The sequence below is a fragment of the Pseudomonas sp. BTN1 genome (genome assembly GCF_001907715.1).
GTDB lineage: Bacteria > Pseudomonadota > Gammaproteobacteria > Pseudomonadales > Pseudomonadaceae > Aquipseudomonas > Aquipseudomonas paracarnis.
The window spans coordinates 52,058-78,986 of sequence record NZ_MPBM01000022.1; the positions used below are offsets into that span (position 1 = coordinate 52,058).

The window sequence follows — 26,929 nt, forward strand, 5'->3', positions numbered from 1 at the left end:
AAAGCCCCCCACTAAAACCGGTCACGCTTGATGCAAGTACCAGCGCCAATCCTGCTCCCCTACCTCGCCCATGAACTGGCGGTATTCGGCGCGTTTGACCGCCAGGTAAACGCCGAGGAATTGGCGCCCGAACGCATCCGGTGCCCAGCGGGAGGTTTCCAGCGCGCGCAAGGTGGTCAGCCAGTCGGTGGGCAACAGTTCCTTGGCCTGGGCGTAGCCGTTACCTTGCACCGGGGCGCCAGGGTCGAGCTGTTCGCGGATGCCTCGATGAATGCCGGCCAGGATCGCGGCGGCCGCCAGGTAGGGGTTGGCGTCGGCCCCGCAGATGCGGTGTTCGATATGCCGGGATTGAGCCGGGCCACCGGGCACGCGCAGGCTGACGGTGCGGTTGTCCACGCCCCAGGTGGCAGCGAGCGGCGCATAGCTGTTGGTTTGGAAGCGTCGATAAGAGTTGGCGTTGGGGCAGAACATCAACAGTGAATCGAGCAAGGTACTGAGCATGCCGCCCACGGCCTGGCGCAGCAGTGGCGTGCCGTCGGCCGCTTCACTGGCAAACAGGTTATTGCCCTGGGCATCGGCCAAGCTGACGTGCATGTGCATGCCTGTACCGGCCAGGTCGTCAAACGGCTTGGCCATGAAACAGGCGGTCATTCCATGTTTGTGCGCCACGCCCTTGACCAGGCGTTTGTAGCGCACGGCTTCGTCCATCGCCTGCAGCGCGTCGGTGCGGTGTTCGAGGGTGATTTCCACTTGGCCCGGCGCGTACTCGGAGATAGCCGTGCGCGCCGGAATCCCTTGCAGTTTGCAGGCGCTGTAAAGGTCGGCAAGAAACGGCTCGATCTGCTCCAGCTCGCGCAGGCCGTACACCTGGGTCGAGCGCGGACGCTTGCCATCCACATCCCGCGCCGGTTGCGGGCGGCCGTTACTGTCGGGCTTCTGGTCGAGCAGGTAGAACTCCAGCTCCGCCGCCATCACCGGGTAATAACCGTCGGCCTTGAGCGCCTCGATAACATTGGCCAGCAGGTGCCTGGGGTCGGCCACGGTGGCGGGCAGGCCTTCGGTGGGGTGCATGCTGACTTGCACCGCCGCGGTGGGGATCAAGCGCCATGGCATGCGCTGCAAGCTGCCGCTGATCGGATAGGCGCGGCAGTCGATATCCCCCACCTCCCAGACCAGCCCGGAGTTTTCTACGTCATCGCCATTGATAGTCAGGCCGAGGATGGTGCTGGGCAGAGGCCGGCCACTTTCGTACACCGCCAGCAGTTCGTCGCGGTGCAGCAGCTTGCCGCGCGGTACGCCGTTGTTATCGAGGATAAACAGCTCGAACATCTCAATGTCGGGGTTCTGTTCAAGGAAGGTCTGGGCTTCATGCAGGCGGGCAAAAACACTCATGGGAATTCTCATACGTTTGCGTCAGGCAAGCGCGCAGGCGCCGCCGGGCAGATGCGCACAGGTGCGCGTCATCCATGGGGTAGATCAACGTAGGAGAGAGGTATCTGGCGGGCGCGCGTGTCGGCAATGGAACAGAGCCCAGAACGCAAGCGCAGACGGCAATGTCGCGGTGTGAATGTCGGGGCAAGCGTGCATGCGCGCTTCACAGTGATAGAAAGACTTGAGCGTCACACGCGGGGATACGCAGGTAAATTCAGGCTTGACGGAGTTTGGTTGCAGTTTGGCTAAACATTCACCGCGCCTTGCCACCCTGCCCTGTGCTGGAAATAATGAGCCCCCGACCGTGCCCCAAGGATTCGACCCCATGAAAGCGCCTCTGGCCCTCTGTGTACTGGCAAGCCTGGCCACTGTCGCCCAGGCCGACACCGCTGCATCTCGCCTTGACGACGTGATTGCGCGCGGCACCCTCACCGTGTGTACCACCGGCGACTACAAGCCTTACACCTCGCTGCGCAGCGACGGCGGCTATGAAGGCATCGACATTGCCATGGCCGAGTCTCTCGCCAAGAGCCTCAACGCCAAAATCACCTGGGTGCCTACCACCTGGAAAGCCCTGATGCCGGACTTTCTGGCCCAACGCTGCGACATCGCGGTGGGCGGTATTTCCGTGTCGTTGGAACGTCAGAAAAAAGCCTTCTTCAGCCAATCACTCGGAGTCGACGGCAAGATCCCGCTGGTACGCTGCGCCGACGTGCAGCGTTACCAGACGGTGGAGCAGATCAACCAGCCCGAGGTGCGAGTGATCGAACCGGCGGGCGGCACCAACGAAGTGTTTGCCCGTGCGCACTTGGGCCAGACGCAGATTCGCCTGCATGACAACGTGACGATTTTTGATGAGCTGCTGGCGGGCAAAGCCGATGTGATGATTACCGACGCCAGCGAGGCACGTTATCAGCAGAAGCTCAAGCCTGGGTTGTGCGCGGTCAACCCGGAGCAACCGATGCAGTACAGTGAAAAAGCGTTTTTGTTGCCGCGCGATGATGTGGCCTGGAAGAGTTACGTGGATCAGTGGTTGCATTTAAGTGTGGCGACGGGGGCGTATGCGGGGATTGTGGGGCAGTGGTTGGCTGCGCCTTGAATGCGGGGTGCCAGGTAGATCGGTGTTGATTGTCCGGCCGTCATCCCAGGCGAGCCAGCTCCCACATTGGGATCCTGGGGCGTCAGCCCGGCCCTACGCCTTGATCAACGCTACAAACGCCGCACACGCAGCGCTGCGATACGCGCCCTTGCGGCTCAGCAGTGCCGCGGTGCGCTGCGGCAACGGTGGGGCAATCGCCACGGCATGCAGGCCTGCCTGGGCCTCGGCCAGTGCGCGGGGCAGGACGGTTGCCAGGGGCGTGCTGCGCACGATTTCGATAATCGCGCTGATGGAATTGGCCTCCATGGCAATCTGCGGTTTAACCCCTTGCTGGTGGCAGTAGTCGTCGATGTAGCGGCGGGTGGCGAAGCCTGTGTTCAGTAGCACCAGAGGCTGTTCGAGCCAGGCCGGTTGTGTGCGTTCGGGGTGACTGGCACTGACGACCAGGCTCAGCTCTTCGACAAACAGCGCCTCACAGTCGATCTCCAGCCCATGCTCGCCGGTAAAGCCGATGCCGATATCCAGCAGGTCCTCGCCCAGCGCGGCTTCGATACGGTCTTGGGTCAGTTCCTCGATGCTCAGGGTGATGCCCGGATACAGCTGGTTGAAACGCGCCAGCAATGGCCCGATCAGGTAGGCGGTGAAAGTCGGCGTCATGGCCAGGCGCAAATGCCCTCGGCGCAGGTCCTGCACGTCATGTATGGCGCGGGTGCCGGCTTGTAGATCCTGCAAGGCCAGCCGCGCATAACGCACATAGGCCTGCCCCGCGTCGGTCAGGCTGACACTGCGCCCGGAGCGGTCCAGCAGTGGCGCGCCCAGACTTTCTTCCAGTTGCTTGATCTGTTGCGACAAGGTCGGCTGCGACACGTGCAGCGCCTCTGCAGCCCGCGTGAAGTTGCGGTGCTCGGCAACGGCCAGCAAGTAACGGATATGACGCAACAGCATGAGCAGCGCTCCAACTATAGGCATGACTTATAGAAAGCATAATAAACCGGTCTTGGACCCTATAGCCAAAAACTCCCATCCTTGCCCCCATCAGCGACGCAAGGAGAACCACCATGCAGCATCTCATCGACGGCTTTCGCAAATTCCAACGTGAAGCCTTTACCCCTCGCAGTGACTTGTTCAAACACCTGGCGACCACGCAAAGCCCCGGCACCTTGTTCGTGTCCTGCTCTGACAGCCGCGTAGTCCCCGAGCTGTTGACCCAGCAGGAACCGGGCGACCTGTTCGTCATCCGTAACGCCGGCAACATAGTGCCGTCCTACGGCCCGGAGCCGGGAGGTGTGTCGGCCACAGTCGAATATGCCGTAGCGGTGCTGGGCGTCAGCGACATCGTGATTTGCGGGCACTCGGACTGCGGCGCGATGACTGCAATTTCTACCTGCAAATGCCTGGACCACCTGCCCGCCGTGGCCAACTGGTTGCGCCATGCCGAGTCGGCCAAGGTGATCAATGCCGCCCGTACGCATGCCTCGGACGCTGCACGCCTGGATTCATTGGTGCGCGAAAACGTGGTCGCCCAACTGGCCAACCTCAAGACTCACCCTTCGGTCGCCCTGGCGCTGGAACAAGGCCGGATGAACCTGCATGGCTGGGTGTACGACATCGAAACCGGCGGCATTGACGCTTTGGACGGGCACACCGGGCGCTTCGTCTCCCTGCTCGACCACCCCAGCACCCGCGCCCACGCCGCCTGAACCCTAATCAACCCAAGAGGACGTCACCATGTTGCAATCCCAATTCGCTCAAACCCCACGCCTGGCCCTGGCCGACACCGTTATCGACCTCAAGGCACGCAAAAACCTGTCGTGGCAGGACCTCACCGACGGCACCGGGCTGAGCCTGGCATTCGTCACCGCAGCCCTGCTCGGCCAGCACCCGCTGCCCAAGGAAGCGGCCGACATCGTGTGCGGCAAACTCGGCCTTGACGAGGACGCCAGCCGCCTGCTGCAAAGCGTCCCACTGCGCGGCAGCTTCCCGAGCGGTGTGCCGACCGACCCAACCATGTACCGTTTCTATGAAATGCTGCAAGTCTACGGCTCTACCTTGAAGGCCCTGGTGCATGAGCAATTCGGCGACGGCATCATCAGCGCCATCAACTTCAAACTGGACATCAAGAAAGTCGAAGACCCGGACGGCGGCTCCCGTGCGGTCATCACCCTGGACGGCAAATACCTGCCGACCAAACCCTTCTGATTCGCCGCCAACCGTCTACGCTCTTGGCACACCAACAAGAACGAGGGACGGGTAAATGAAGAGACTGCTCCGATTCACCTGGCTGCTGCTGTTGTGTTGCAGCCAGGTGCATGCCGCCACGGCACAGGAAGCGGATGCCCAAGCCGCCAAGGCCCTGCTGGAAAAGGCCTTGGCGTACTACCACAAGCAAGGTGACAAGGCGTTCGCCGCCTTCAGCCGTCAGGGCGAGTTCATCGACCAGGACCGTTATGTGTTTGTGGTCGATACAAAAGGCGTACTGCTGGCCAGTGGCGGGCCCTCCTCCGCGCTCATAGGTCGCGATGTGTCCGAGGTACTCGGACCGGATTTGCGCCAATCCTTCAAGGACGCGCTCAAGGTGCCCGAAAACCAGGGTATCCAGCAGGCTGACTACCGCTGGCAGAACTGGAATGACGGCAAGGTCGAACATAAACACGTGTTTTATCAGCGCGTGGGCGAACGCATCCTGGCGGTCGGTTATTACTTGCCGCGCGCCACACCGGAACAGGCACGGGCGCTGCGCAACAAGGCGGTGGAGGCGTTGGTCAAGGATGAAGCCGGCACGCTCAAGGCGATCAACTCCTTGCAAGGCGGCTTCCTGCAAGATGATCTCTACGTATTCGTGGTGGACCTGAACACGCAGCGCTACGTCGCCCATGGCACCAACCTGCGCCTGATCAACACCGATTTTGCCAAGATCAAGGACCCGGATGGCAAACCGGTGGGTGTGCCGATCCTCCAGATGATGGCCGAACAGGACCAGGGCGAATACAAATACCGCTGGAAAAACCCGGTGACCGGCAAGGTCGAGAACAAGCATGCCTATGTGCGCAAGAGCGGGCATTTCATGGTTGCGGTGGGGTATTACAGCCCCTGATCCTGATCATTCCCACGCTCTGCGTGGGAACGCCGCCTGGGACGCTCCGCGTCCGCTTATCTAACTTTGTCTTCACGGCCGCGCAGTACCCGATTCGGCATCGCTATCGCAGCGGCCAACCCCAGCAGCGACACCGCCGCACTCACCATCAGCAAATGCCGGAACGTCACCGCCAGCTCGCCGCGCAACGCATCTTGCGCCGGGCCGGGTGCGGCGTTGAGGCCGTCGAGCAGCACGTTGCCGGAACTGCCTTCGGCCACCAGTGCGCCGCTTGCCAGATGGGCGAAACTGGAATCGTGTAACAGCGCCAGCAGCAACGCCGACATGCAGGCCACCCCCACTGCCCCGCCCAGGGAGCGAAACAGGTTGGTGGTGCTGGTGGCCACACCGATATCCCGCTGCTCCACCGAGTTCTGCGTCCCCACCAACGAGGTCGGGAACTGCATGCCCGCGGCGATACCGCACAACAACATGAAGACGCTGGTGAGCGCCACCGCCTGGGGCGCGCTGTAGGCCATGCCGAGAATCGCCAGCGGGCTCAACACCGCGCCGCTGAGGATCATCGGTTTATAGCGGCCCGTCACCGAGGTCATGCGCCCGGCAAAATACGCGCCCATCGGCAAGCCCATCGCCAAGGGCAGCAAGTGCAGGGCCGCGCTGTCGGCACCGGCGCCGGTTACGGTCTGGTAGCGCAGGGGCATCAGCACCGTCAGGGAAATCGCCTGGAAGCTGGTGATGAAAATCGTGCACCAGCACAACACCGCACTGCGGTTGGCAAACAAGTGCATCGGCAACAGCGGTTCCCGTGCGCGGCGTTCGTGCCACACAAACACGCTTAACGCCAGCAGTGCGCAGGCCAGCAACCCCAGCACTTGATCGTCACGCCACGAATGGCCCTGGCCGATTTCGGTGATGCCCAGCAACAAGGCGGTGAGGCCGACGATCATCAGCACCGTGCCGAGGTAATCGATGATCGGCTTGCGCTGCGGCACCGGCAGCCCCACCAGGGTGCGATGGGCCACGTACCAGGCGCCGACGCCCAGTGGCAGGTTGATCAAAAACACCCAGCGCCACGACAGGTACTCGGTCATATAACCGCCCAGCACCGGCCCGGCCACGCTGGCCACCGCGTACATGCTGCTGAAATACCCCTGATAACGTCCCCGTTCGCGGGGAGGAATAATGTCGCCAATGATCGCCTGGCTCACCGAGACCATCCCGCCAGCGCCGATACCCTGCAGCACCCGCGCCAGCACCAGTTGCTCCATGCTTTGCGCCAGGCCGCAAAACAACGACGCCAGGGTGAACAGGCCCATGCCGATGAGCATCATGGGCCGGCGCCCATACAGGTCACCGAGCTTGCCGTAGATCGGCACCGCCACGGTCATCGCCACCATGTAGCCTGAGATCACCCAGGCCAGCAGGTTGACGTCATGGAACTGTGCGGAAATGGCCGGCATGGACACGGCGACAATGGTCTGGTCCAGGGCACCCAGGAAGATCGCCATCATCAGCGCGACCAGGATACTGCGCACGGCGGGAACGGTTGGAGCGGGCTGATTGAGGTGAGTCACGGCAGAACCTTCGAGCAGGGCCCACAGGCAACAGTCACCGGTGGGAATACTCGATACGATAGCAGGCTATTCGATAGGCTCGTAAGGAAGGCCGACGTAATTTTCTGCGATGGTTTTGCGCCCGGCCTGGGAGTGGATGAAATAGTCCAGCTCGCTCTCGGCAATGCGCTGGCTGAAGGCGTCCGCCTGGGGAAACTGATGCAGCATCGAGGTCATCCACCAGGAAAACCGCTCGGCTTTCCACACTCGGCGCAGACAGATTGCCGAGTATTTTTCCAGCAAGTCCAGGCGCCCTTCGTGGTACACCTTGAGCAAGATGCGAAACAAGGTGCTCACATCACTGGCCGCCAGGTTCAAGCCCTTGGCACCGGTGGGCGGCACAATGTGCGCGGCATCGCCGAGCAGGAACAGGCGCCCGTACTGCATGGGTTCCACCACAAAGCTGCGCAGCGGCGCGATGCTTTTCTCGATCGACGGGCCGGTCACCAATTGTTCGGCCAATGAGCCGGGCAGGCGGCTCTTGAGTTCATCCCAGAAACGTTCATCCGCCCAGTCTTCCAGCTTCTCTTCGACCGGCACTTGAAGGTAGTAACGGCTGCGGGTCGGCGACCGCATGCTGCACAGCGCAAAACCCCGCGCATGTTTGGCGTACACCAGTTCGGCATGTACCGGCGGCGTGTCGGCCAGCACGCCCAGCCAGCCGAAGGGGTAGACGCGTTCGAACACCTTCAGCGCTTGCGCCGGTATCGACTGGCGGGCCACACCATGGAAACCGTCGCAGCCGGCAATGTAGTCGCACTCCAGGCGGTAGGCTTGGCCTTCGTGCTCAAAGGTCAGCCACGGCTGTTCACTTTTCAGGTCATGGGGTTGAACATCGGAGGCTTCGTACAGGGTGATGGCACCGGCGGCTGCGCGGGCGGCCATCAGGTCGCGGGTGACCTCGGTCTGGCCGTAGATCATCACCGACTGGCCGCCGGTCAAGGCCTTGAGGTCGATGGAAGTGAGTTGGCCATTGAGGGCAATATCAAACCCGTCGTGCACCAAACCTTCGGCGTCCATGCGTTGGCTGACGCCGGCTTCGCGCAGCAGGTCGACCATGCCCTGTTCCAACACACCGGCGCGGATACGGCCTTTTACGTAATCGGCGCTCTGACGCTCTAGAACGAGGGTCTGGATGCCAGCATTGTGCAGCAGTTGGCCGAGCAGCAATCCGGAAGGACCGGCACCGATAATGGCGACTTGGGTTTTCAGGGTTTTCATTATTTTTATGACCTTCAAGCTTCACGCGAACGTATGGAGTGAAAGAGTTGTCATTGCTCTTGTGGCTGACATTTTTCACTTGAGTGAGGCTCATAAGAAGGTGAAAACTGCGTCAAAACCTGTGCTTTTCGCCAATCGGGGCGATTACCGAACCACTATCCTGAGTATCGGATTGAAACCATGACCAAAACCGCGATTCCGGTCTTCAAGCTTTACGGGGAAAGCCAGCAGTGGCCGACTCCCGATTTGTTGCACTGCGAAACCATTTCCCGGCGCAGTCGGGAATACCAGTGGGAAATCCAGCCCCACCGGCACGCGGACCTGTGCCAGTTGCTGTATGTGCACAAAGGCCAGGCACAACTGGAAATCGAAGGCCAGCGCACCACGCTCAATGAGTCGAGCCTACAAGTGCTGCCACCGCTTTGCGTGCACGGCTTTCGTTTTTCCGAGGATGTGGAAGGGTTTGTGGTAACGCTGTCGGCGCCGCTGGTCAGCCACTTGCAGGCGCAACTGGGCTCTACCGTCGATGGCCTGCACACACTCGGCAGCTACCCGGCGGGCAAGGACAGCGATTACTTGAACAGCCTGTTCGTACGTTTGCAGGACGAATACGCCGATGACCAACCGGCACGGGACATGATGCTGCACGCCCTGGTCAGCGTGTTATTGGTGTGGGTCAGCCGCCAGGCGATCCAGCGCCGCCACCCACGGGCGCCACGGGGTCGTGAGTACTTTCGGCGGTTTACGCAACTGGTCGAACAGCATTACCGCGAACACCCCAAGATTGAAGACCTGGCCCACAAGCTGGGTATCTCGGTCTCACACTTGAACGGGACGTGTCGGGAGTTGGGTGGGCAACCGGCGTTGCAGATCATGCATGACCGCCAGTTGCTGGAAGCCAAGCGCCTGCTGACCTACACCAGCATGACCATCAACGAGATGTCCGAGGTGCTGGGCTTTTCAGACCCGACCAACTTCTCACGGCTGTTTCGCCGCAGGGTCGGGTTTTCACCCAAGGCGTTTCGTGAACAACTGAAGGCAGAGCAGCCTACCTGAGCGCACTGAAACTGCCGGTGCGGGGAACGCATTGGTCCTGATGGCAGCTGATGGCGAATGCCGCCGGCTGCATGCGTGTTTGCTCGACGCGGTAGGCGGCAGTCCCATACAGCGCTGTCGCCAATGCGCAGAGGGTGAAAATCGTCAGGTACTTTCTGGTTTTGATGCTCATGGCACAGACCTCTGAACGGATCTACAGGGTGCTGTTTAAAGCATAGGTCAGTCAGGGCAACTTGCCATGATGCGCTGCCATTCAGCGCGCTTATTTCACCTCAGAGCCCTATGTCCCAAACCGGCTCTTCGGGAAACCGCAGCACCAGGAAATCCAGGAGGCTACGCAGCGCCGAAGGCATGTGTTTGCGTGAGGCGTACACCGCATAGATATTCATCTGTCGCGGCTCGGCGTGCGGCAGCAAGCGCACCAACTCCCCACTGCGAATCAGCTCACCGGCCTGATAACTGGGCAGCATCGCCACCCCTGCCCCGGCCAGCGTCACGCGCATCAACGTGCTGGCCTCATTGGCCGTGATATTGCCGTGGACCGGCACCGACACGTGCTCTCCGTTTTCTTCGAAATGCCACAGGCTCTTGCCGAAGTAAGAGTGGGTCAGGCAGTTGTGCCGGGCCAGGTCTTCGACCTTCTGCGGCGCCGGATGCTCGCGCAGATAAGCCGGTGTGGCGCACACCACCGAGCGACATACGGTCAGGCGCCGGGCGATCAGGTTGGGGTCCAGATCGTTGCTGGTGCGGATCGCCAGGTCGATGCGCTCGTCCACCAGGTTCACCGTGCGATCAAGCATCTGCAAATCCACCGTCACCAGGGGGTAAAGCTTGACGTATTCGGCAATCGCCGCGCCCAGCTGCGCCTGGCCGAACGAAGTGCTGACGCTCAGGCGCAACAGGCCTCGGGGCGCATCATCGGGCTCGCTGACGGCGGCCTGCATATCACCGCACAGTTCCAACAATTGCCGGCAACGCGGCAGCGTTTCTCCGCCGGCGGCGGTGAGGCTGAGCTTGCGCGTGGTGCGGTGCAGCAGGCGTGCGCCCACCCAGTCTTCCAGCTCGGCCAGGTAGCGCGAGACCACCGGGCGCGACAGGTCAAGGTGGTCGGCAGCGGCGGATTGGCTGCCCAGGTCCACCACGGTGACAAACACGCGCATTGCTTGAAGACGATCCATGATTTGCCCGATTTTAGAAACAAACTATGTCCCAGCATCGCATTTTTTGTCGTGTTTTATGCAACTAAGCTCTGTGCATCCCTTACCGATGGCAGGAGCTGCCCGATGTTCTCGACCTTCAAACGCTTGACCCTGGCCACCGCCGCCCTAGCCTTCGCTGCCCACGCAGCAGCGGCAGAGCTGAAACTCGACGTGTACAACCCAGGCGAAGCCGCGATCTTCCCGGTCAGCTCGGTGCTGGTGAGCGGCGAGAAAGACGCGATCCTGGTGGATGCGCAATTCGGCAAAGGCCAAGCCGAGCAGCTGGTGCAGAAGATCCGCGCCAGCGGCAAGCACCTGACCACCATCTACATCAGCCATGGCGACCCGGACTACTACTTCGGCCTCGACACCCTGACCGCCGCCTTCCCCGACGCCAAAGTGCTGGCGCCACAGCCAGTGGTGGACCATATCAACGCCACCGTCGCCGACAAGCTGGCCTTCTGGGGCCCGAAAATGGGCGCCGACAAGCCGGCCAAGACCCTTGTGCCGCAAGTGCTTAAAGGCCACAGCCTGACCCTGGAAGGGCAACAGCTTGAAGTGGTTGGCCTTGACGGCCCGCAGCCAGATCGCAGCTTTGTGTGGATTCCGTCGATCAAGGCCGTGGTCGGTGGTGTGGTGGTCGCTGAAAACATCCACGTCTGGATGGCCGATACCCAGAGCGCGCAATCCCATAAAGACTGGCTGGCTACCCTCACGCGCATTGAAGACCTGAAGCCGAACACCGTGGTGCCGGGCCATTACCTGGGCACGCCATCGCTGGCCTCGGTCACCTTCACCGCCGATTACATCAAGGCCTTCGACCTCGAAACCGCCAAGGCCAAGGACTCCGCCGCCCTGATTGCGGCCATGAAAAAACGCTACCCCACCCTCGCCGACGAAAGCTCGCTGGAACTGAGCGCCAAAGTCGCCAAGGGCGAAATGAAGTGGTAACTGGCTTTAAACCTTAACCCTGTTGGAGAACATCATGAGCAAGATCGCAATCATTGGTGCCACTGGCCGCGCCGGTAGCCAACTGCTGGAAGAAGCGCTGCGCCGCGGGCATACCGTCAGCGCCATCGCCCGCAATACCGACAAGCTGGCTGTGCGTCCTGGCGTTACGGTCAAACAGGTTGATGCCCTGGATGCCGAAGCCTTGCAACACGCCATCAGCGGCAGCGACGTGGTGATCAGCGCGGCGCACTTCGCCACGCTTCCCGCCAGCGCCGTGATCGGCCCGGTGAAAAAGGCTGGTGTGAAACGTTTGTTGGTGGTCGGCGGCGCCGGTTCACTGCTGTTGCCCGGTGGCGGGCGCGTGATCGACAGCGAAGGGTTCCCGGCTGAATATAAAGCTGAAGCCAGTGCCGGGGCGCAATTCCTGGAAACGCTGCGCCAGGAAAAGGAACTGGACTGGACCTTCCTGTCGCCATCGGCCCTGTTCGACGGCACCGAGCGCACCGGCAAATTCCGCCTGGGCACGGATGATCTGCTGGTGGACAGTGACGGCAACAGCTCGATCAGTTTTGCCGACTTCGCCATCGCCATGCTGGATGAAGTGGAAACACCAAAGCACTCGCGCCAGCGCTTTACGGTCGGTTACTGACCCAACGCCGTCAACGCTAACCACGATGCGAAGCGAGCCGCTCTTGATCTGCTTTTGATCTTGATCTTAGGCGCCCCGTTAAACCAAACCCCCCCCGGCTCTTTTCCAAAGTGACCCGCTGTCAGAGCGGAACCCTAAGCGGCCGTTACCGCAGCAATGGATATGTACACAATCCAACTGTGTTGACTGTCAGTCCGCCTTCGCGAGCAAGCCCGCTCCCACAGTTGGATCGTGGGGTGTCTGGTAGATAGGCGTTGGCTTTCAGGCCCTCATCGCAGGCAAGCCAGCTCCCACATCTGGATCGTCGGGGTGTCAGGTAGATAGGTGTCGGCTTTCAGGCCGTCATCGCAGGCAAGCCAGCCACAGTTGGATCGCGGCGAGTCAGGTAGATAGGCGTAGGCTGTCATCCCACACTGGCCTCACTCACCAACCAATCCATCAGCGCGACCAACCCAACCGACGGTTCCTTCCCCGGCGGATACACCAGGAAATACCCCATCCCCGTCGACACCCGCAGTTCAAACGGCATCGCCAACCGCCCCGCCCTCAGATCCTCGCCAATCAACGCACTGTCGCCCATCGCCACCCCGGAGCCCTGGGACGCTACGGTCATTGCCAAGTCCAAGGTTTCGAAGTGGTGCCGTTGGATGGGGTCGCTCAAGCAGGCATTGGCAGCCTTGAGCCACAACGTCCAATCGCGCTCGTCTCGGGTCGGGTGCAACAGTACCTGATGCTGCAAATCCTGCGGCGTACGCAAACTGCCCAGCAACCCAGGCACGCAGACCGGCGTGAGACGCTCGTCGAACAGATGCCGCGCCTCGGCCGACTGCTCGGCGATGGGCCCGTAGATCACCGCCGCGTCAAACGGCTCACGACGAAAGTCGACGTTATAGGCCACCGTCGTGGTGAGCTCCACCGGCACATCCGGGCGTTCTTTTTGCCAGTGCAGCAAGCGCGGCAACAACCAGCGCATCACGCAGGTGGACGCTTTGAGCTGCAAGGTGCGGCGCCGGTCACCGATGTGCTCCACCGCGTCAGCGAGCAAGCCAAACACCTGTTGCGCGCATGCCAGCCATTCGCGCCCCTCCTCCGTCAGGCTCAAGCCACGCGCCTGGCGCTGAAACAAGGCATAGCCCAACTGGCTTTCCAACCCGGCCACCTGTCGACTCACCGCGCCCTGGGTAATGTGCAGGTGTTCGGCGGCACGGGTGAAGTTGCAGCACTGGGCTGTGACCCAGAAGGTGTGCAACGCAGGTAACGGTGGGAGGCGTTTCATCGGGGCGCAGCCATGACGGGAGGACATGGCGAGTATGACTTTTTATCGATTGTTGCCGCCACCGGCCAACCGCTCCAATAGCGCTTCGACCCCATCACAAGAGCGACCTGTATGGCGACCTGCGGCGAAGTATTGGTGCACCTCCTGGAACGCTACGGCGTGGACCACGTATTCGGCATTCCCGGCGTACATACCGTGGAGCTGTACCGGGGCTTGGCGCGCTCCAGCATTCGACATGTCACCCCGCGCCACGAACAGGGCGCCGGCTTCATGGCCGACGGTTATGCGCGCACCTCTGGCAAGCCCGGCGTGTGCTTTATCATCACCGGCCCCGGCATGACCAATATCACCACGGCCATGGGCCAGGCCTATGCCGACTCGATCCCGATGCTGGTGATATCCAGCGTGCAGTCACGCAGCCAACTGGGCGGTGGGCGCGGCAAGTTGCATGAGCTGCCGAACCAGAGCGCGCTGGTGGCCGGGGTGGCGGCGTTCTCCCACACCTTGATGTCGGCGGCTGAACTGCCCGCCGTGCTGGCGCGGGCGTTTGCGTTGTTCCAGGCCGGTCGGCCGCGCCCGGTGCATATCGAGATCCCCCTGGATGTGTTGGTGGAAAATGCCGACGCGTTGCTGGGTAGCACGCCTGTCAGCGTCACCCGCGCTGGCGCGGCACCGGCGGCCGTGCAGCAGATGAGCCAGAGGCTGGCTGCGGCCAAGCGCCCGCTGATCCTGGCCGGTGGCGGCGCCATTGACGCAGCCGCCGAACTGACCCGCCTCGCAGAAGCCCTCGGCGCGCCCGTGGCCCTGACCATCAACGCCAAGGGTATGTTGCCCGCCGCGCACCCGCTGCTGATCGGCTCCACGCAAACACTGCCCGCCACCCGTGCCCTGGTGGCTGAGGCTGACGTGGTATTGGCGATCGGCACCGAGTTGGCAGAGACCGACTACGACGTCACCTTCGCCGGTGGTTTCAACATTCCCGGTGCGCTGTTGCGCATCGATATTGACCCGGACCAGACCGTACGCAACTACCCGCCCCAAGTGGCACTAGTGGCCGACGCACGCATCGCCGCCCAGGCCCTGCTCACCGAAATCAACCGCCAGGCGCTGACGCCGCGCACTACCGACTGGGGCACAGCACGCGTCGCCCGTTTATGGGCCGAGCTGGAACCTACGTGGGACGCTGCGACGCGCGTGCAAACCCGGTTTCTCAACGCCGTTCTGGAGGAACTGCCGGGCGTAGTGTTCGTGGGCGACTCCACTCAACCGGTGTACAGCGGCAACCTGACCCTGAACCTCGACCACCCACGCTGCTGGTTCAACGCCTCTACCGGTTACGGCACCCTGGGTTATGCCCTGCCCGCCGCCATGGGGGCCTGGCTCGGGCGCGGCGATGGCCAACCGGTGGTGTGCCTGATCGGCGACGGCGGTTTGCAATTCACCCTGCCGGAACTGGCCAGCGCGGTGGAGGCCCGTACACCGGTGATCGTGCTGTTGTGGAATAACCAGGGTTATGAAGAGATCAAGAAGTACATGGTCAACCGTGACATCGAGCCGGTGGGTGTGGACATCTACACGCCGGACTTTATCGGTGTGGCCAAGGCTCTGGGCTGCGCGGCACAAAGCGTCCATGGCATTGAAGGGTTGCGCACGGCTTTACGTGCCGCCGCTGATCGCCAGGGGCCCACATTGCTTGAAATCGACCAGGCGCGGTGGGAGTTGCCGAGTCTGTAATCCCGCTAAGTTGGGCCTGTGGCGAGGGAGCTTGCTCCCGTGACGGCCTGACAGCCGACGCCCAATGCGCTTTTACCTCACCACTTCGCATCCGCATTTTTTCAATAGCCCCTGCGACTTTCTGATTTGCCCCGCTACACACTCCATGGCCTGATTCGCCCTTGTGCATTCAAGGCAGGCCCATGGAAAACGTTCAGGCAAAATCCACCTGCGCACTATGGCTGATGATCAGCGTGGTGCTCGTCGCCCTCAATTTGCGTCCGTCGATGGCGGCCGTGGGGCCGTTATTGGCGTCGATTCGTGCGGATGTGCCGCTAAGTTTCAGCACCGCCGCCTTACTGACCATGTTGCCAGTCATGGCCATGGGCCTGGCGATGTTCTTTGGCATGGGCCTGGCCAAGCGCGTGGGCGAGCATCGCAGCATTGTGGCGTCGTTGCTGGTGATTGGGCTGGCGACTGTGTCGCGGCTGTTCCTGGATTCGGCACTGGAGCTGATCGTGAGTGCCATTGCGGCGGGTGTCGGCATTGCGCTGATCCAGGCGTTGATGCCGGCGCTGATCAAGTCGCGGTTCAGCGCCAATGTTTCGTTGTTCATGGGCCTGTATGTCACCGCGATCATGGGCGGCGCGGCCCTGGCTGCTTCGTTCTCGCCGTTGGTGCAAACCCAGACCGGCAGCTGGCGTATCGGTCTGGCGATCTGGGCGATGCTGGCGTTGTTGGCCCTGGTGTTCTGGTATGCGCAGCGTTCGGCCCTACCGCCCTTGCCTCAAGCCGGTTCGGGACCCCAGGAGGCATTTTTCAGCAACCGTCGTGCCTGGTTGCTGGCGATCTTTTTTGGCCTCGGCACCGCGTCCTACACCTGTGTGCTGGCGTGGCTGGCGCCGTACTACGTCGAGCAGGGTTGGAGTGAACAGAATGCCGGCTTGCTGCTGGGTTTCTTGACTGCCATGGAAGTGATCTCCGGCCTGGTCACACCGGCCATCGCCAACCGCCGCCAGGATAAACGCGGCGTGGTGGCGGTGCTGCTGGTGCTGATCATCCTGGGTTTCTGCGGCCTAATCCTCAGCCCGCAACATTGGAGCCTGTTGTGGCCCTGCCTGCTAGGCCTGGGGATTGGCGGCCTGTTCCCGATGAGCCTGATCCTGTCCCTGGACCACCTCGACAACCCGCGCCGTGCCGGTGGCCTTACCGCGTTTGTGCAGGGCATCGGTTATCTGATCGCCGGCCTGTCGCCGCTGATCGCCGGCATGATCCGCGACCAGTTGGGCAGCTTCGAATGGGCCTGGTGGTCATTGATGGCAGTGAGCGGGCTGATGCTGCTGATCGTCATGCGTTTCAACCCGGCGCATTACGCACGCCATATCCGCTGACGTCGTATTAAAAACATTTTTTGTCCCACCCAAAACATTGAAAGGTCCTACAGAGCTTTCTATTGGTACGAGCGTTCCGTTAACATTTTGCTCAGTCTTGTACTGAGTTCGGTACAAAGGGTTTACGGACGAAACCGATGCTAAACAGTAACTTGCTCAGAAAGCTCGATATGCAGGATTTGATGGTGTTTATCGCCGTCTACGACCAGAGCAGCGTTACCGAGGTGTCTGAAACGCTGTTCGTCAGCCAGTCCACCGTGAGCTATAGCCTGAAGAAGCTGCGCACCAGCTTTGAAGATGAGCTGTTTATCAACACCCGCGCAGGCATGCGTCCTACGTACAAGGCCACCACCATGTACGAGCATGTGCAGAAGATTCTGGAAAGCATCAACCTGTGCCATGCCGGTGGCCAGGCTTTTGATCCGACCCAACAGGCCGTGACCTTCAATGTGTGTGCGCCGGAATATTTCGAGCAGCTGATTCTGCCGCGCCTGTTGAAGCGTTTCGACCATGCCGACCTGCCGGTGATCGTCAACGTGCAGAAGCTGGAAACCGACATCCCCGCCGACGACCTGCGTGAGGGTCGCCTGGACCTGGTGATCTGTTTCGGCCCGCACTTTCACCGCGCTCACAAAGACTTCAAGACCCAGATGCTGTTGGAGGACGACTTGGTCTGCGTGTGCGACCAACGCTCAGCGCCGAGGGAACAGGCGTTCAGCCTGCAGTCCTTCGTTGAGCGGCGCCACGTATTCCCCACACCCTGGACCTCCGACACCAACATGATCGACGGCTGGCTTGCGCGCCAGGCGCGCAAGCGTCAGGTGATTGCACGGGCCAACAGCTACAGCGCGGCATTGAAGATGATTGCCGGCACCGACTTCATCGTCACCCTGCCCCGCCGCGTGCAAAAGTTACTGGCACCGGCGCCGGCATTCGGTGTTTGCGAAGCACCTAACGGTTTGCCGGGGTTCACCCTGGATATGCAGTGGAACGAAACCAGTGGGCAGGACAGCGCCAATACCTGGTTTCGGGAGCAAGTGGTGAAGGTGTGTGCGGATCAGGGCCTTTTGTAATTGGATGGCGATGGTGGAAGTCAGCCGATGGCGATTTTGCTGTAGGAATCGCGATCAATATCCAGCAGCTCGACACTCAGTTGTACCTGCACACCTTCGGGCCACGGGCCCAGGTCCTGAAGCACCGCCAGCAGGCTTTCTGATAGCTGCTTCTTGATCTGCGGTGAACGCCCGCTCAATAACGCCAGACGCACCGCGACAAAACCGCGCTCACCCAGGCCAGTGCCGACCCGAAATCGCTCGACCGCCACCGCACGGCTCTTGATGTCGAACTCGGCGCCGAACTGACCGGAGGCCACCAACGCATGGTTAAGGCGCAACAGGGCCTTGTCGATGTCCAGTTGCGTCAGGTTGGCGGTGTGTTCCAAGTGCAGGTGCGGCATGCTTTTCTCCGAGTTTTTTGTAGGAAGATGCCAAGCTATATACCACGGAAAAACACCTCAAGCCTTGGCCACCAGCCCTCTATCACTCATGAATGCCTCCAGCCGCGAGCGCATCCAGCGCTCCGCCGGGTCGGTGTCGACATGGCTGAGCCACACCATCGACAAATCCAGAGTCGGGGTTTCGAACGGGAACGGCTCGCAGAACAGGTTCCCGCTGGCAGCCATGGCCTGGGCGGTGTAATCGGGCAGGCTGGCGATCATGTCGGTGCCGGCAAGCAAGGCCGGCAACGAGCTGTATTGCGGCACCGAGAGCACCACATGACGTTTGCGACCCACTTCTGCCAGCCACTCATCGGCAAACCCGGCGACGTTGGCGGTGTGGGACACCAGCACGTGGGGCCGTGCGCAATATTCGTCGAGGGTCAGCGGTGTGTCCGAGGCATCGGCGCGCAGCAGGCATGGGCGGATGTGCCGCAACAGCTTGCGCTTGGCATTGGCCGGCAGCCCGCGGGTCTGGGTGATGCCGACGGTAATATCGCCGGAAGCCAACAAGTCCGGAATGCGCCAGTAATCCACATGCTGCACCACAAACACCACCTGCGGCGCCTCCTGGCGCAAGGCGCGCAGCAAGGGTGGCAGCAGGCCGAACTCCACGTCATCGGACAGGCCGATGCGGAAAGTCATGGTGCTGATGGACGGGTCGAAATCATGGGTCAGGCTCAGGGCCGAAGACAGCGAGTCCAGGGCTGGCGACAGGTGCTGGATGATCTCCTCGGCGCGCGCCGTAGGCTCCATGCGATGGCCGACACGAATAAACAGTGGGTCGTTGAACAGGGTACGCAGGCGGTTGAGGGCCGAGCTGATGGTCGGTTGGCCGAGAAACAGCTTCTCCGCCACCCGCGTCACATTGCGCTCGAGCATCAGTGCTTCGAAGACCACCATCAAGTTGATGTCGGCCTTGCGTAATTCATTGCGATTCATCGGCGCCTGCCCCTTTGCCCAAGACAAGCGGCAGTTTAGGAAGGCTGCGGGGCTGCGTCTATGTGCGCACTGTTCAATAAACGGGTTTGGGACTATAAATCAGGTCTTGAAGGTTGCAGGTACCCCCTTGTGCTGGTCATTTTCGCCTTAAGCGTCCTGCTCAGTGGGGCTTTGCTCTGGGCCATCAAATTCATTGTGCACCCCACCGCCAGGACACTGCTGCGCGCATTTGTCGGCTTGTGCCTGGCGGCGGTGCTGGTTTACCTGGTGCTGGCTTCCGGATTCCCCACTTCGTTGCTGGTGTGAGACGCTTCCTGGCCCTGGCGCAGGCGTAAAGCCGACAACGCAGCCACCACCAACACCACGGTAATGACTTTCAAGCCGTTCATGGCATTGCCCGTGCTCATCTCAATGGCGCCCATCACCGACGGCCCGACAAAGCCGCCCAACAACCCGCACGCATTCACAAACCCCAGCCCTCCCGCCAAGGCCACGCCTTTGAGGCGCGAGGCCGGGTAGAGAAACACGATCGACTGCACCACAAAAAACATCACTGCAGACAGGCAAAAACCCAACAGGCTGAACACCGGCCCCGACACCGACGCAATGCCCAGCCCCAATGCCATGGTCAGCAACCCAGTGACCAGCAGCCGGCGGCAACGCCCGGGCGTGGTCGCAAAACGCGGGATCAATACCGCACCCAGTGCCGCCGCGATCCACGGCAACGAGGTCAGCAGGCCGACACTCATGGTGCTCAACTCGCCGTATTTGCTGATGATGCTCGGCAAGAAAAAGATCACGGTGTAGAGGGTGATCTGATGGCAAAAATACACAAAGATCGCCAGCAGGATTTGCGGCGTCAGCCAGTTTTTCAACGCATGGCCGCCCGCCCCCGCACCTTCCTCGGTTTCCTGGGCGATACGCTGTTCAATACCGCGTGCTTCTTCGGCCGACAGCCACGGCGCCTTGCTCGGACGGTCCGGCAACTTGCGCCACACCACCCAGGCAAACGCCACGGCGGGCAGGCCTTCGAGTAGGAACATCCACTGCCAGCCGTGCCAGCCGAGCATACCGTCCATACGCATCAAAGCCGCGCCCACAGGGCCACCGATGATGTTGGCAAAGCACACGCCCAGCAGGAAATACCCGGTGGCGCGCGCCCGCTGTTCGCGGTTGAACCAGTAGGTCAGGTACAGCATGACACCGGGAAATAAACCGGCTTCGGCAATACCCAGCAGCAGGCGCAATACGTAGAACGACGTTTCGCCCTGCACAAACGCCATCGCCGCAGAGATCAGGCCCCAGGTCACCATGATGCGGGCGATCCAGAACCGCGCTCCAACCTTGTGCATGATCAGGTTGCTGGGGATTTCTGACAGTGCATAGGTCAGGAAAAACAGTCCGGCGCCCAACCCGTAGGCGGCGGCAGAAATACCCAGGTCGACGTCCAGGTGATGCTTGGCCAGGGCGATGTTGGTGCGATCCAGAAAGCTCAGAATGTAGGCAATGATCAACAGTGGCATCAACTTGGCAAACATCAGTCTGTTGAGGGCCTGCGGTTCACGGGGTGAACCGGTCTTGACGTGCTTGGGCACTTCGATACGCATGGTGTGATCCCCTTATTGTTGTTGTGCGGGAATGTCGGCCACGTCATGACGCGGCCTTTTTGTCGATAAATAAACGGGATCAGAAATTGACCTGGTCACGCCCCTTGAGCCCGAGGATTTCCCGCGCTTCATCGGGCGTGGCGACGCGGTGGCCGAGAGCCTCGATCACCGTGCGAATGCGCCGTACCTGGTCGGCATTCGAAGCCGCCAGCTTGCCCGGCCCGTCCCACAACGAATCCTCCAGGCCCACCCGTGCGTTGCTGCCCATGGACAGGCCCATGGTCGCCAGCGGGATCTGCCCACGCCCGGCACCGAGGATCGACCACACGTAGTCATCGCCAAACAGGCGGTCGGCAGTGCGCCGCATGTGCGCCAGGTCTTCCGGGTGCCCACCGATGCCGCCACGCAGACCAAACACCGACTGGATAAACAGCGGTGGTTTGAGCAGGCCGCGTTCCAGGAAATGCGCGGCGGTGTAGAGGTGGCCGATGTCGTAGCACTCGATTTCAAAGCGGGTGCGGTTATCGGCACAGGCATTGAGGATGTGGGCAATGTCGCGGAAGGTGTTGCGAAAGATCCGGTCGTCGCTCTCTTCCAGATACGGGCGTTCCCAATCGTGCTGGAACTCGGTAAAGCGGTTGAGCATTTCGTACAGCCCGAAATTCATCGACCCCATGTTCAACGAGGCCAATTCCGGCTTGAACTGCATCACCGGTTGCAGGCGCTCCTCCACGCCCATAGTCGGCGCGCCGCCGGTGGTGATGTTGATCACCACGTCACTGGCCGCCTTGATCTGCGGCAAAAATTCGGCGAACAGCGCCGGGTCTTGGCTAGGGCGCCCATCAATCGGGTCACGGGCATGCAAGTGCACAATGGCCGCGCCAGCTTGGGCGGCGCCGATGGCTGCGTCGGCGATTTGCTGCGCGGTGATGGGCAAATGCGGTGACATCGACGGCGTATGAATGGCGCCGGTAACAGCACAGGTAATGATGACAGGGCGATTTTTGGGCATGACGATTCTCCGACTTTATTCTTATGAAAAAAATCCTGGGTGCAGCGCGATATGTGCTTGCGTGGCTTACAGGTACTCGACGTTACCGTCGACACTGATCGCCTGGCCGGTCACGTTGCGTGCGGCGGGCGAACAGAGGAACAAGGCCATGGCAGCCACGTCTTCGGCGGTGACCATGCGCTTGAGGGAGATCTTGTTGAGGTATTCCTGGCGCATCTGAGCTTCGGGTACGCCGAGTTGCTCAGCGCGGGCGCGGATCACACCGTCCATGCGCGGGCCTTCGACAATGCCGGGCAGCAAGGCGTTGACGCGGATGTCGCTCTCGCCCAACTCCGAAGCCAAGGATTTCATCAGGCCGACAATGGCCCATTTGGTCGCCGCATAGGGCGTACGCCACGCGTAGCCTAGCCGCCCCGCCACCGAGGCGATATGCAGCAAATGGCCGTGGGACGATTCCTTGAGCAGCGGTACTGCGTGGTGGGCAAAGCGGTATTGGGCCGTGAGATTGATGTTGATGGTGGCTTGCCACTCGGCGTCGCTGATGGTGTCGATACCTCCCGTAGGCCCCGCAATTCCGGCATTGTTGACCAATACGTCCAAACCGCCGAACTGCTCGCGCTGCACCTTGAATACCGCCTGGACCTGCGCGGCATCGCTGACATCGGCGCGGGTCGCGACGCTGCCAGGGTATTTATCCCGAAACGCCGCCAGCGCCGGCTCGCTCACATCACACACATGCACTTGGGCGCCGGCTTCCATATAGGCCGCGGCCAACACTTCACCAATGCCGGCAGCCCCGCCGGAAATCAACACACGTAACCCAGGATAAGGCTGTAGCCGTTGTAGGACACTCATGCACGTTTACCTCCTGATACAGACGACCGCGCACGGTCGTTTTTGACGAGCAAGCGCGCCAGGGAATCGGCGGCCTGCATGATGTCGTCGGTCACCGCTGCCCGCGCGCCGGCGCCATCGCGGGCAGCCAGGGCTTCAACGATGCGCGTATGCGCTTCCATCGAACGTTGCAGGTGGGCTTTATCGGGGGCGACCAGGGCAAAACACGGCCCCATGTGCAGCCAGAAATTCTCCACCGCTGCCATGGTCAATTCGGCCTGGGCCACTGCATAAATGCGACGGTGAAAGGCGAAGTTGGTCCACAGGTAGCGGGATACGTCGACCTCATCGGCGGCGTGTTGCATCTGGTTGCACAGATCGGTGATTTCGTCGAGGTCGTGTTTTTGCAGGAGCAGCACGGCTTTTTCCGCCAGCAAGCCTTCAAGGGCTACCCGCGTGTCGCGAATTTCACGCAAGCGTTCAGCGGTCATCAAACGCACTCGCAGGCGGGAAGTTTCGGTGACTTCAAAGGCGTTTTCGGCGCTCAGGCGTTGCAACGCTTCACGTACCGGCATGGGGCTGGAGCCGAGCGCTTCGGCGAGGCCACGGATGGTGAGTTTCTGGCCAGGCTGGAAACGGCCACTCATCAGCGCTTCGCGGATCTGGCGGTAGACCTGGTCTTGCAGGGTATCGCGGGACACCTGACGCAAGGTGGGCAGGAGGAGCGGACCATCGGTCATGAGGCAAAACCTGTGTTGTGGTTGTTATGGCCTCAATATGTGATCACAAATCAAATATGTCAAATGATTTCCCGCCAATGAGCGTGAGCACATAGACATGCGGGAGGGGGCCTGGCCGCGATGCAGTGGGTCAGTCACATATTGGTTGACTGACACACCGCCATCGCGGGCAAGCCCGCTCCCACAATTTGACCGCGTTTGACCTGTTACTCAGGGTTTGAGCGGACGCTCCTGGTCACGCTCGGAAAGCTCGGTGCCGTCGTCCGGATGCTTCCAGGTTTGCGGCTTTTCTTCTTCAGGCTTCTGCCGATGCTCTTCACGCTCCGGCTCGTGGTGCTGCTTCTGTTCGTTCCCCATAAAGGTCTGCGCCCATAAGAATTGGATACAGCTTCAAGCATAGAACACAGCAGGCTGTTTTGAAGCCGGCCCAGATTGATAGCAAATACGCATCAATTCATCCAAATTAGTCACTTATCATTTCTAAATGTGTCAGCCACTATCCCAAGTCTTAAGCGAAACAAGCACTTTAAAAAGAACGCTGGAGACACAAAACCATGACGACCCCTTCCCGGCCTGCGGCTGCCCCCTCCAAAGTAGGCGCTGTATTGCGCGTTACTTCGGGCAATTTCCTCGAACAGTTCGACTTCTTTCTGTTCGGTTTCTATGCCACCTATATCGCTGCCGCGTTCTTCCCGGCCGCTAATGAGTTTGCGTCATTAATGATGACCTTCGCCGTGTTCGGCGCTGGCTTCCTGATGCGTCCATTGGGCGCGATCATTCTGGGTGCCTACATCGACGACGTGGGCCGTCGCAAAGGCTTGATCGTGACCTTGTCGATCATGGCCAGCGGTACGCTGCTGATCGTACTGGTGCCCAGTTATCAGACCATCGGCCTATGGGCACCGTTTCTGGTGCTGTTGGGGCGCCTCCTGCAAGGCTTCTCGGCCGGCGCGGAGCTGGGTGGCGTGTCGGTGTACCTGTCCGAAATGGCTACGCCGGGCCGTAAAGGCTTCTACACCAGCTGGCAGTCGGGCAGCCAACAGATCTCCATCGTCGTCGCCGCGGCCCTGGGTTATGGCCTGAACGTGTGGATGGAACCTGCGGTGGTGGCCGATTGGGGCTGGCGTATTCCGTTTGCCGTCGGTTGCGTGATCATTCCGTTTATCTTCGTGTTGCGTCGCAACCTGCAGGAAACCGAAGAGTTCGCCAACCGCAAGCATCGCCCGACCATGCGTGAAGTGATGGCGACCCTGGTGAAGAACTGGACCGTGGTCATCGGCGGCATGCTGATGGTGGCCATGACCACCACCGCGTTCTACCTGATCACTGTGTACGCACCGACCTTCGGCAAAACCGTGTTGCACCTGAGCACCTCGGACGCCCTGCTGGTGACCTTGCTGGTCGCGATTTCGAACTTCTTCTGGCTGCCAATCGGCGGCACGTTAAGCGACCGCTTCGGCCGCAAACCGGTGCTGATTGCCATGACAGTGCTGACTGTCCTTACGGCTTATCCGGCATTGTCCTACGTGGTCAACGCACCAAGCTTTGCGCACATGCTGGAAACCCTGCTGTGGTTCTCGTTCCTGTATGGCATGTATAACGGCGCGATGATCCCGGCCTTGACTGAAATCATGCCGGTGGAAGTGCGTGTGGCGGGTTTTTCCCTGGCCTACAGCCTGGCGACAGCAGTGTTCGGTGGCTTTACCCCGGCGATCTCCACCTGGTTCATTCACATCACTGAAGACAAGGCTTCACCTGCGTATTGGATGATCTTTGCCGCGCTGTGTGCATTGTGTTCGACCCTGGCGTTGTATCGCCGCGCCAATACCCGTGGCCAAGTCCTGCAGGAGGCCGCGCAATGAAGCCGCTGCTCAAGACCCTCGCCGCTGTCGTCCTCGGCACCCTGGCGCTGGCCGCCCAGGCTGAGCAACTCAAAGTCATGACCTCGGGCGGCTTCACCGCCGCGTATAAATTGCTCGGCCCGCAATACGCCGAGCAAAGTGGTGACACCCTCGAGACCATTCTTGGCCCGTCCATGGGCAAGGCGCCGGAAGCGATTCCCAACCGCCTGGCCCGTGGCGAGCACGCCGATGTGGTGATCATGGTCGGCTATGCCCTGGACGAACTGATCAAACAAGGCAAAGTCGACCCCGCCTCCCGCGTGGAGTTGGCGGACTCGCGGATCGGCCTGGTGGTGAAGGAAGGTGCGGCCAAACCTTCGATCAATACCGACGCCGAGCTCAAGGCTGTGCTGAGCCAAGCCAAGTCGGTGGCCTATTCGGATAGCGCCAGCGGCGTGTATGTCGAGAAGCAATTGTTCAAGAAACTCGGCATGCCGGCCAAGGGCACCATGATCGAACGCGTGCCGGTGGGCGAGCAGGTGGCCAAGGGCGATTACGAGGTCGGCTTGCAACAAGTGGCGGAGCTGTTGCCAGTCAAGGGTGTAACGTTTGTGGGCAAGATACCGGAAGACGTGCAGTCGGTGACGCGCTTTGCCGCGGGCATTCCGGTGAACGCCGAACACCCGGAGCAGGCCAAGGCGCTGTTGCAGTTCATGGCATCGCCCGAGGCCCAGCCAGAGGTGCAATCCACCGGCCTGGACTCGGTGTCACGCTGACCGGAACGGCATCTCCCGCACCAACCGCTCCAACTCCAGCGCCGCCGGTGGCAATGTCCGCCCGCGGCGCTTGATCAAGCCCACATTGCGCAGCACCTGGGGCTCCACCAGCGGCACACTGACCAGAATCGGGTGAGTGTGCGCCGGCATCGCAATCGACGGCACCATCGCTACGCCCAACCCTGCCTCCACCAGCCCGATCATCGTGGTCACGTGGTGCGTCTCGCAGATACTCGGCTTTTTCACCCGCACCCCTCGCAGGGCCTGGTCGAGCAGGAAGCGGTTGCCCGACGTCTTATCCACCTCGATGTAGTCATGCTCATAGGCCTCGGTCCAGCTCACGCTGTCACGCTCAGCCAACGGGTGGTCACGCCGACACGCCAACACATAGCGCTCCTGCAACAGCAACTCGAATTCCACCTCATCGGCCAGGCTGCCGCTGAAACTCACACCAAAGTCCGCCTCGCCGCTGGCCACCGCATTGCACACCTCGCCGGCACTGGCATCCAACACCCGCAGGCGAATCTTCGGGTACAGCTTATGGAATTCGGAGATCACGTGGGGCATGAAGTAGTACGCGGTAGACGGCACGCAGGCGATGGTGACGTTGCCCATGCGTGTGGACGCGACGTTGCTGATGCCCATCAAGGCGATGTCCAGATCATCGAGCATTCGCTCCACCTGGGGCAAAAACGCACGCCCGACCATGGTCAGGCTGACCCGCCGCGTGGTGCGTTCGAACAGCTTTACATCCAGCGCGGATTCGAGCTTTTCGATACGCCGGCTGAGGGCCGGTTGCGAGATACGGATGGCCTCGGCAGCGCCACGAAAACTGCCCTTGTCCACCACGGCGCGGAAGGCTTGGAGGTCGTTGAGGTCGAAGTTGATGATCACGGGAGGCTGGCCAAAGGTGGTCGAGGTGACAAGCATTATCGTATGGGAGCCGGTGGGACGCCATGTATGCCGAGACGGTTTGCCGAGATCATCCT

At 61.1% G+C, this 26,929-nt stretch carries 27 protein-coding genes; 12 read left to right on the plus strand and 15 right to left on the minus strand.

What is annotated here, in order from left to right:
- Positions 1–21: 21 nt before the first annotated feature.
- Positions 22–1,392 carry a glutamine synthetase family protein gene (locus BMH52_RS09915; RefSeq protein ID WP_014717479.1) on the minus strand — a complete coding sequence of 457 codons (1,371 nt, stop codon included), beginning with the start codon at positions 1,390–1,392 and terminating at the stop codon, positions 22–24.
- Positions 1,393–1,756: 364 nt separating this feature from the next.
- On the opposite strand from BMH52_RS09915, the gene BMH52_RS09920 reads away from it, so the two are divergent.
- Positions 1,757–2,530: a transporter substrate-binding domain-containing protein gene (locus BMH52_RS09920; protein WP_072434365.1), complete on the plus strand. Its 774-nt coding sequence runs from the start codon at positions 1,757–1,759 to the stop codon at positions 2,528–2,530.
- Between the two features lie 93 nt (positions 2,531–2,623).
- On the opposite strand, the gene cynR is transcribed toward BMH52_RS09920, so the two are convergent.
- Positions 2,624–3,475: a transcriptional regulator CynR gene (cynR, locus tag BMH52_RS09925; protein WP_014717477.1), complete on the minus strand. Its 852-nt coding sequence runs from the start codon at positions 3,473–3,475 to the stop codon at positions 2,624–2,626.
- 113 nt (positions 3,476–3,588) lie between these two features.
- Between cynR and BMH52_RS09930 the strand changes: the two genes are divergently transcribed.
- From BMH52_RS09930 to BMH52_RS09940, 3 genes are read left to right on the plus strand one after another with little or no spacing between them, the layout of a single operon-like run.
- Complete coding sequence (locus BMH52_RS09930; protein WP_019818265.1) at positions 3,589–4,230, plus strand: carbonic anhydrase; 642 nt, start codon at positions 3,589–3,591, stop codon at positions 4,228–4,230.
- A 28-nt stretch (positions 4,231–4,258) separates the two neighbouring features.
- Complete coding sequence (cynS, locus tag BMH52_RS09935) at positions 4,259–4,729, plus strand: cyanase (protein ID WP_014717475.1); 471 nt, start codon at positions 4,259–4,261, stop codon at positions 4,727–4,729.
- 55 nt (positions 4,730–4,784) lie between these two features.
- Complete coding sequence (locus BMH52_RS09940; protein ID WP_054920003.1) at positions 4,785–5,624, plus strand: cache domain-containing protein; 840 nt, start codon at positions 4,785–4,787, stop codon at positions 5,622–5,624.
- 56 nt (positions 5,625–5,680) lie between these two features.
- Here BMH52_RS09940 and BMH52_RS09945 read toward each other — a convergent pair whose 3' ends face one another.
- Both BMH52_RS09945 and pobA read right to left on the minus strand, forming a co-directional pair.
- Positions 5,681–7,198: an MDR family MFS transporter gene (locus BMH52_RS09945; protein WP_032873421.1), complete on the minus strand. Its 1,518-nt coding sequence runs from the start codon at positions 7,196–7,198 to the stop codon at positions 5,681–5,683.
- A gap of 66 nt (positions 7,199–7,264) precedes the next feature.
- On the minus strand, positions 7,265–8,449 hold the full coding sequence (gene pobA / locus BMH52_RS09950; protein ID WP_177345083.1) for a 4-hydroxybenzoate 3-monooxygenase: 1,185 nt from the start codon (positions 8,447–8,449) through the stop codon (positions 7,265–7,267).
- Positions 8,450–8,638: 189 nt separating this feature from the next.
- On the opposite strand from pobA, the gene BMH52_RS09955 reads away from it, so the two are divergent.
- Entirely contained in the window at positions 8,639–9,514 is an 876-nt protein-coding gene (locus BMH52_RS09955) for a helix-turn-helix domain-containing protein (protein WP_014717471.1), read from the plus strand.
- On the opposite strand, the gene BMH52_RS09960 is transcribed toward BMH52_RS09955, so the two are convergent.
- Complete coding sequence (locus BMH52_RS09960; RefSeq protein WP_003189580.1) at positions 9,507–9,686, minus strand: hypothetical protein; 180 nt, start codon at positions 9,684–9,686, stop codon at positions 9,507–9,509. The genes BMH52_RS09955 and BMH52_RS09960 overlap by 8 nt on opposite strands.
- Positions 9,687–9,786: 100 nt before the next feature.
- A complete protein-coding gene (locus BMH52_RS09965) occupies positions 9,787–10,692 on the minus strand; it encodes a LysR family transcriptional regulator (protein WP_014717470.1) in 906 nt (301 codons plus the stop codon).
- Positions 10,693–10,797: 105 nt separating this feature from the next.
- Between BMH52_RS09965 and BMH52_RS09970 the strand changes: the two genes are divergently transcribed.
- Both BMH52_RS09970 and BMH52_RS09975 read left to right on the plus strand, forming a co-directional pair.
- Entirely contained in the window at positions 10,798–11,664 is an 867-nt protein-coding gene (locus tag BMH52_RS09970; protein WP_019818268.1) for an MBL fold metallo-hydrolase, read from the plus strand.
- 34 nt (positions 11,665–11,698) lie between these two features.
- Positions 11,699–12,313, plus strand: coding sequence for an NAD(P)-dependent oxidoreductase (locus tag BMH52_RS09975; protein ID WP_073843535.1), 615 nt, complete (start codon positions 11,699–11,701; stop codon positions 12,311–12,313).
- Between the two features lie 403 nt (positions 12,314–12,716).
- Here the strand turns inward: BMH52_RS09975 and BMH52_RS09980 are convergent, their stop codons facing one another.
- Positions 12,717–13,589, minus strand: a complete 873-nt coding sequence (locus BMH52_RS09980; protein WP_060767231.1) for a LysR substrate-binding domain-containing protein — start codon at positions 13,587–13,589, stop codon at positions 12,717–12,719.
- Positions 13,590–13,700: 111 nt separating this feature from the next.
- Here BMH52_RS09980 and BMH52_RS09985 point away from each other — a divergent pair, with 111 nt between their 5' ends.
- From BMH52_RS09985 to BMH52_RS09995, 3 genes are all read left to right on the plus strand, one after another.
- On the plus strand, positions 13,701–15,323 hold the full coding sequence (locus tag BMH52_RS09985) for a 5-guanidino-2-oxopentanoate decarboxylase (RefSeq protein ID WP_073843537.1): 1,623 nt from the start codon (positions 13,701–13,703) through the stop codon (positions 15,321–15,323).
- A gap of 182 nt (positions 15,324–15,505) precedes the next feature.
- Positions 15,506–16,693, plus strand: coding sequence for a cyanate transporter (locus BMH52_RS09990; RefSeq protein WP_073843539.1), 1,188 nt, complete (start codon positions 15,506–15,508; stop codon positions 16,691–16,693).
- Positions 16,694–16,830: 137 nt separating this feature from the next.
- Entirely contained in the window at positions 16,831–17,766 is a 936-nt protein-coding gene (locus BMH52_RS09995; RefSeq protein ID WP_014717464.1) for a LysR family transcriptional regulator, read from the plus strand.
- Between the two features lie 20 nt (positions 17,767–17,786).
- On the opposite strand, the gene BMH52_RS10000 is transcribed toward BMH52_RS09995, so the two are convergent.
- The 7 genes from BMH52_RS10000 to BMH52_RS29270 form a co-directional block, all read right to left on the minus strand.
- Positions 17,787–18,149, minus strand: a complete 363-nt coding sequence (locus BMH52_RS10000; protein ID WP_014717463.1) for a 5-carboxymethyl-2-hydroxymuconate Delta-isomerase — start codon at positions 18,147–18,149, stop codon at positions 17,787–17,789.
- 57 nt (positions 18,150–18,206) lie between these two features.
- Positions 18,207–19,130 (minus strand): LysR substrate-binding domain-containing protein, encoded by a 924-nt coding sequence (locus BMH52_RS10005; RefSeq protein WP_014717462.1) that lies wholly within the window; start codon positions 19,128–19,130, stop codon positions 18,207–18,209.
- Between the two features lie 260 nt (positions 19,131–19,390).
- Positions 19,391–20,737, minus strand: coding sequence for an MFS transporter (locus BMH52_RS10010; RefSeq protein WP_019818444.1), 1,347 nt, complete (start codon positions 20,735–20,737; stop codon positions 19,391–19,393).
- A 79-nt stretch (positions 20,738–20,816) separates the two neighbouring features.
- Positions 20,817–21,749: a 3-keto-5-aminohexanoate cleavage protein gene (locus tag BMH52_RS10015; RefSeq protein WP_019818448.1), complete on the minus strand. Its 933-nt coding sequence runs from the start codon at positions 21,747–21,749 to the stop codon at positions 20,817–20,819.
- A gap of 66 nt (positions 21,750–21,815) precedes the next feature.
- Positions 21,816–22,604 carry an SDR family oxidoreductase gene (locus BMH52_RS10020; protein ID WP_073843541.1) on the minus strand — a complete coding sequence of 263 codons (789 nt, stop codon included), beginning with the start codon at positions 22,602–22,604 and terminating at the stop codon, positions 21,816–21,818.
- Entirely contained in the window at positions 22,601–23,323 is a 723-nt protein-coding gene (locus BMH52_RS10025) for a GntR family transcriptional regulator (RefSeq protein WP_014717458.1), read from the minus strand. Before BMH52_RS10025 ends, BMH52_RS10020 begins: the two co-directional genes overlap by 4 nt.
- A 210-nt stretch (positions 23,324–23,533) precedes the next feature.
- Positions 23,534–23,680 (minus strand): hypothetical protein, encoded by a 147-nt coding sequence (locus BMH52_RS29270; protein ID WP_014717457.1) that lies wholly within the window; start codon positions 23,678–23,680, stop codon positions 23,534–23,536.
- Positions 23,681–23,877: 197 nt separating this feature from the next.
- On the opposite strand from BMH52_RS29270, the gene BMH52_RS10030 reads away from it, so the two are divergent.
- On the plus strand, positions 23,878–25,185 hold the full coding sequence (locus BMH52_RS10030) for an MFS transporter (RefSeq protein ID WP_014717456.1): 1,308 nt from the start codon (positions 23,878–23,880) through the stop codon (positions 25,183–25,185).
- Positions 25,182–25,940 (plus strand): substrate-binding domain-containing protein, encoded by a 759-nt coding sequence (locus BMH52_RS10035; RefSeq protein ID WP_073843543.1) that lies wholly within the window; start codon positions 25,182–25,184, stop codon positions 25,938–25,940. The genes BMH52_RS10030 and BMH52_RS10035 overlap by 4 nt, the downstream gene beginning before the upstream one ends.
- Here BMH52_RS10035 and BMH52_RS10040 read toward each other — a convergent pair.
- Positions 25,932–26,834, minus strand: a complete 903-nt coding sequence (locus BMH52_RS10040) for a LysR family transcriptional regulator (RefSeq protein ID WP_020301045.1) — start codon at positions 26,832–26,834, stop codon at positions 25,932–25,934. The two genes, BMH52_RS10035 and BMH52_RS10040, sit on opposite strands and share 9 nt — an antisense overlap.
- Positions 26,835–26,929 lie beyond the last annotated feature (95 nt).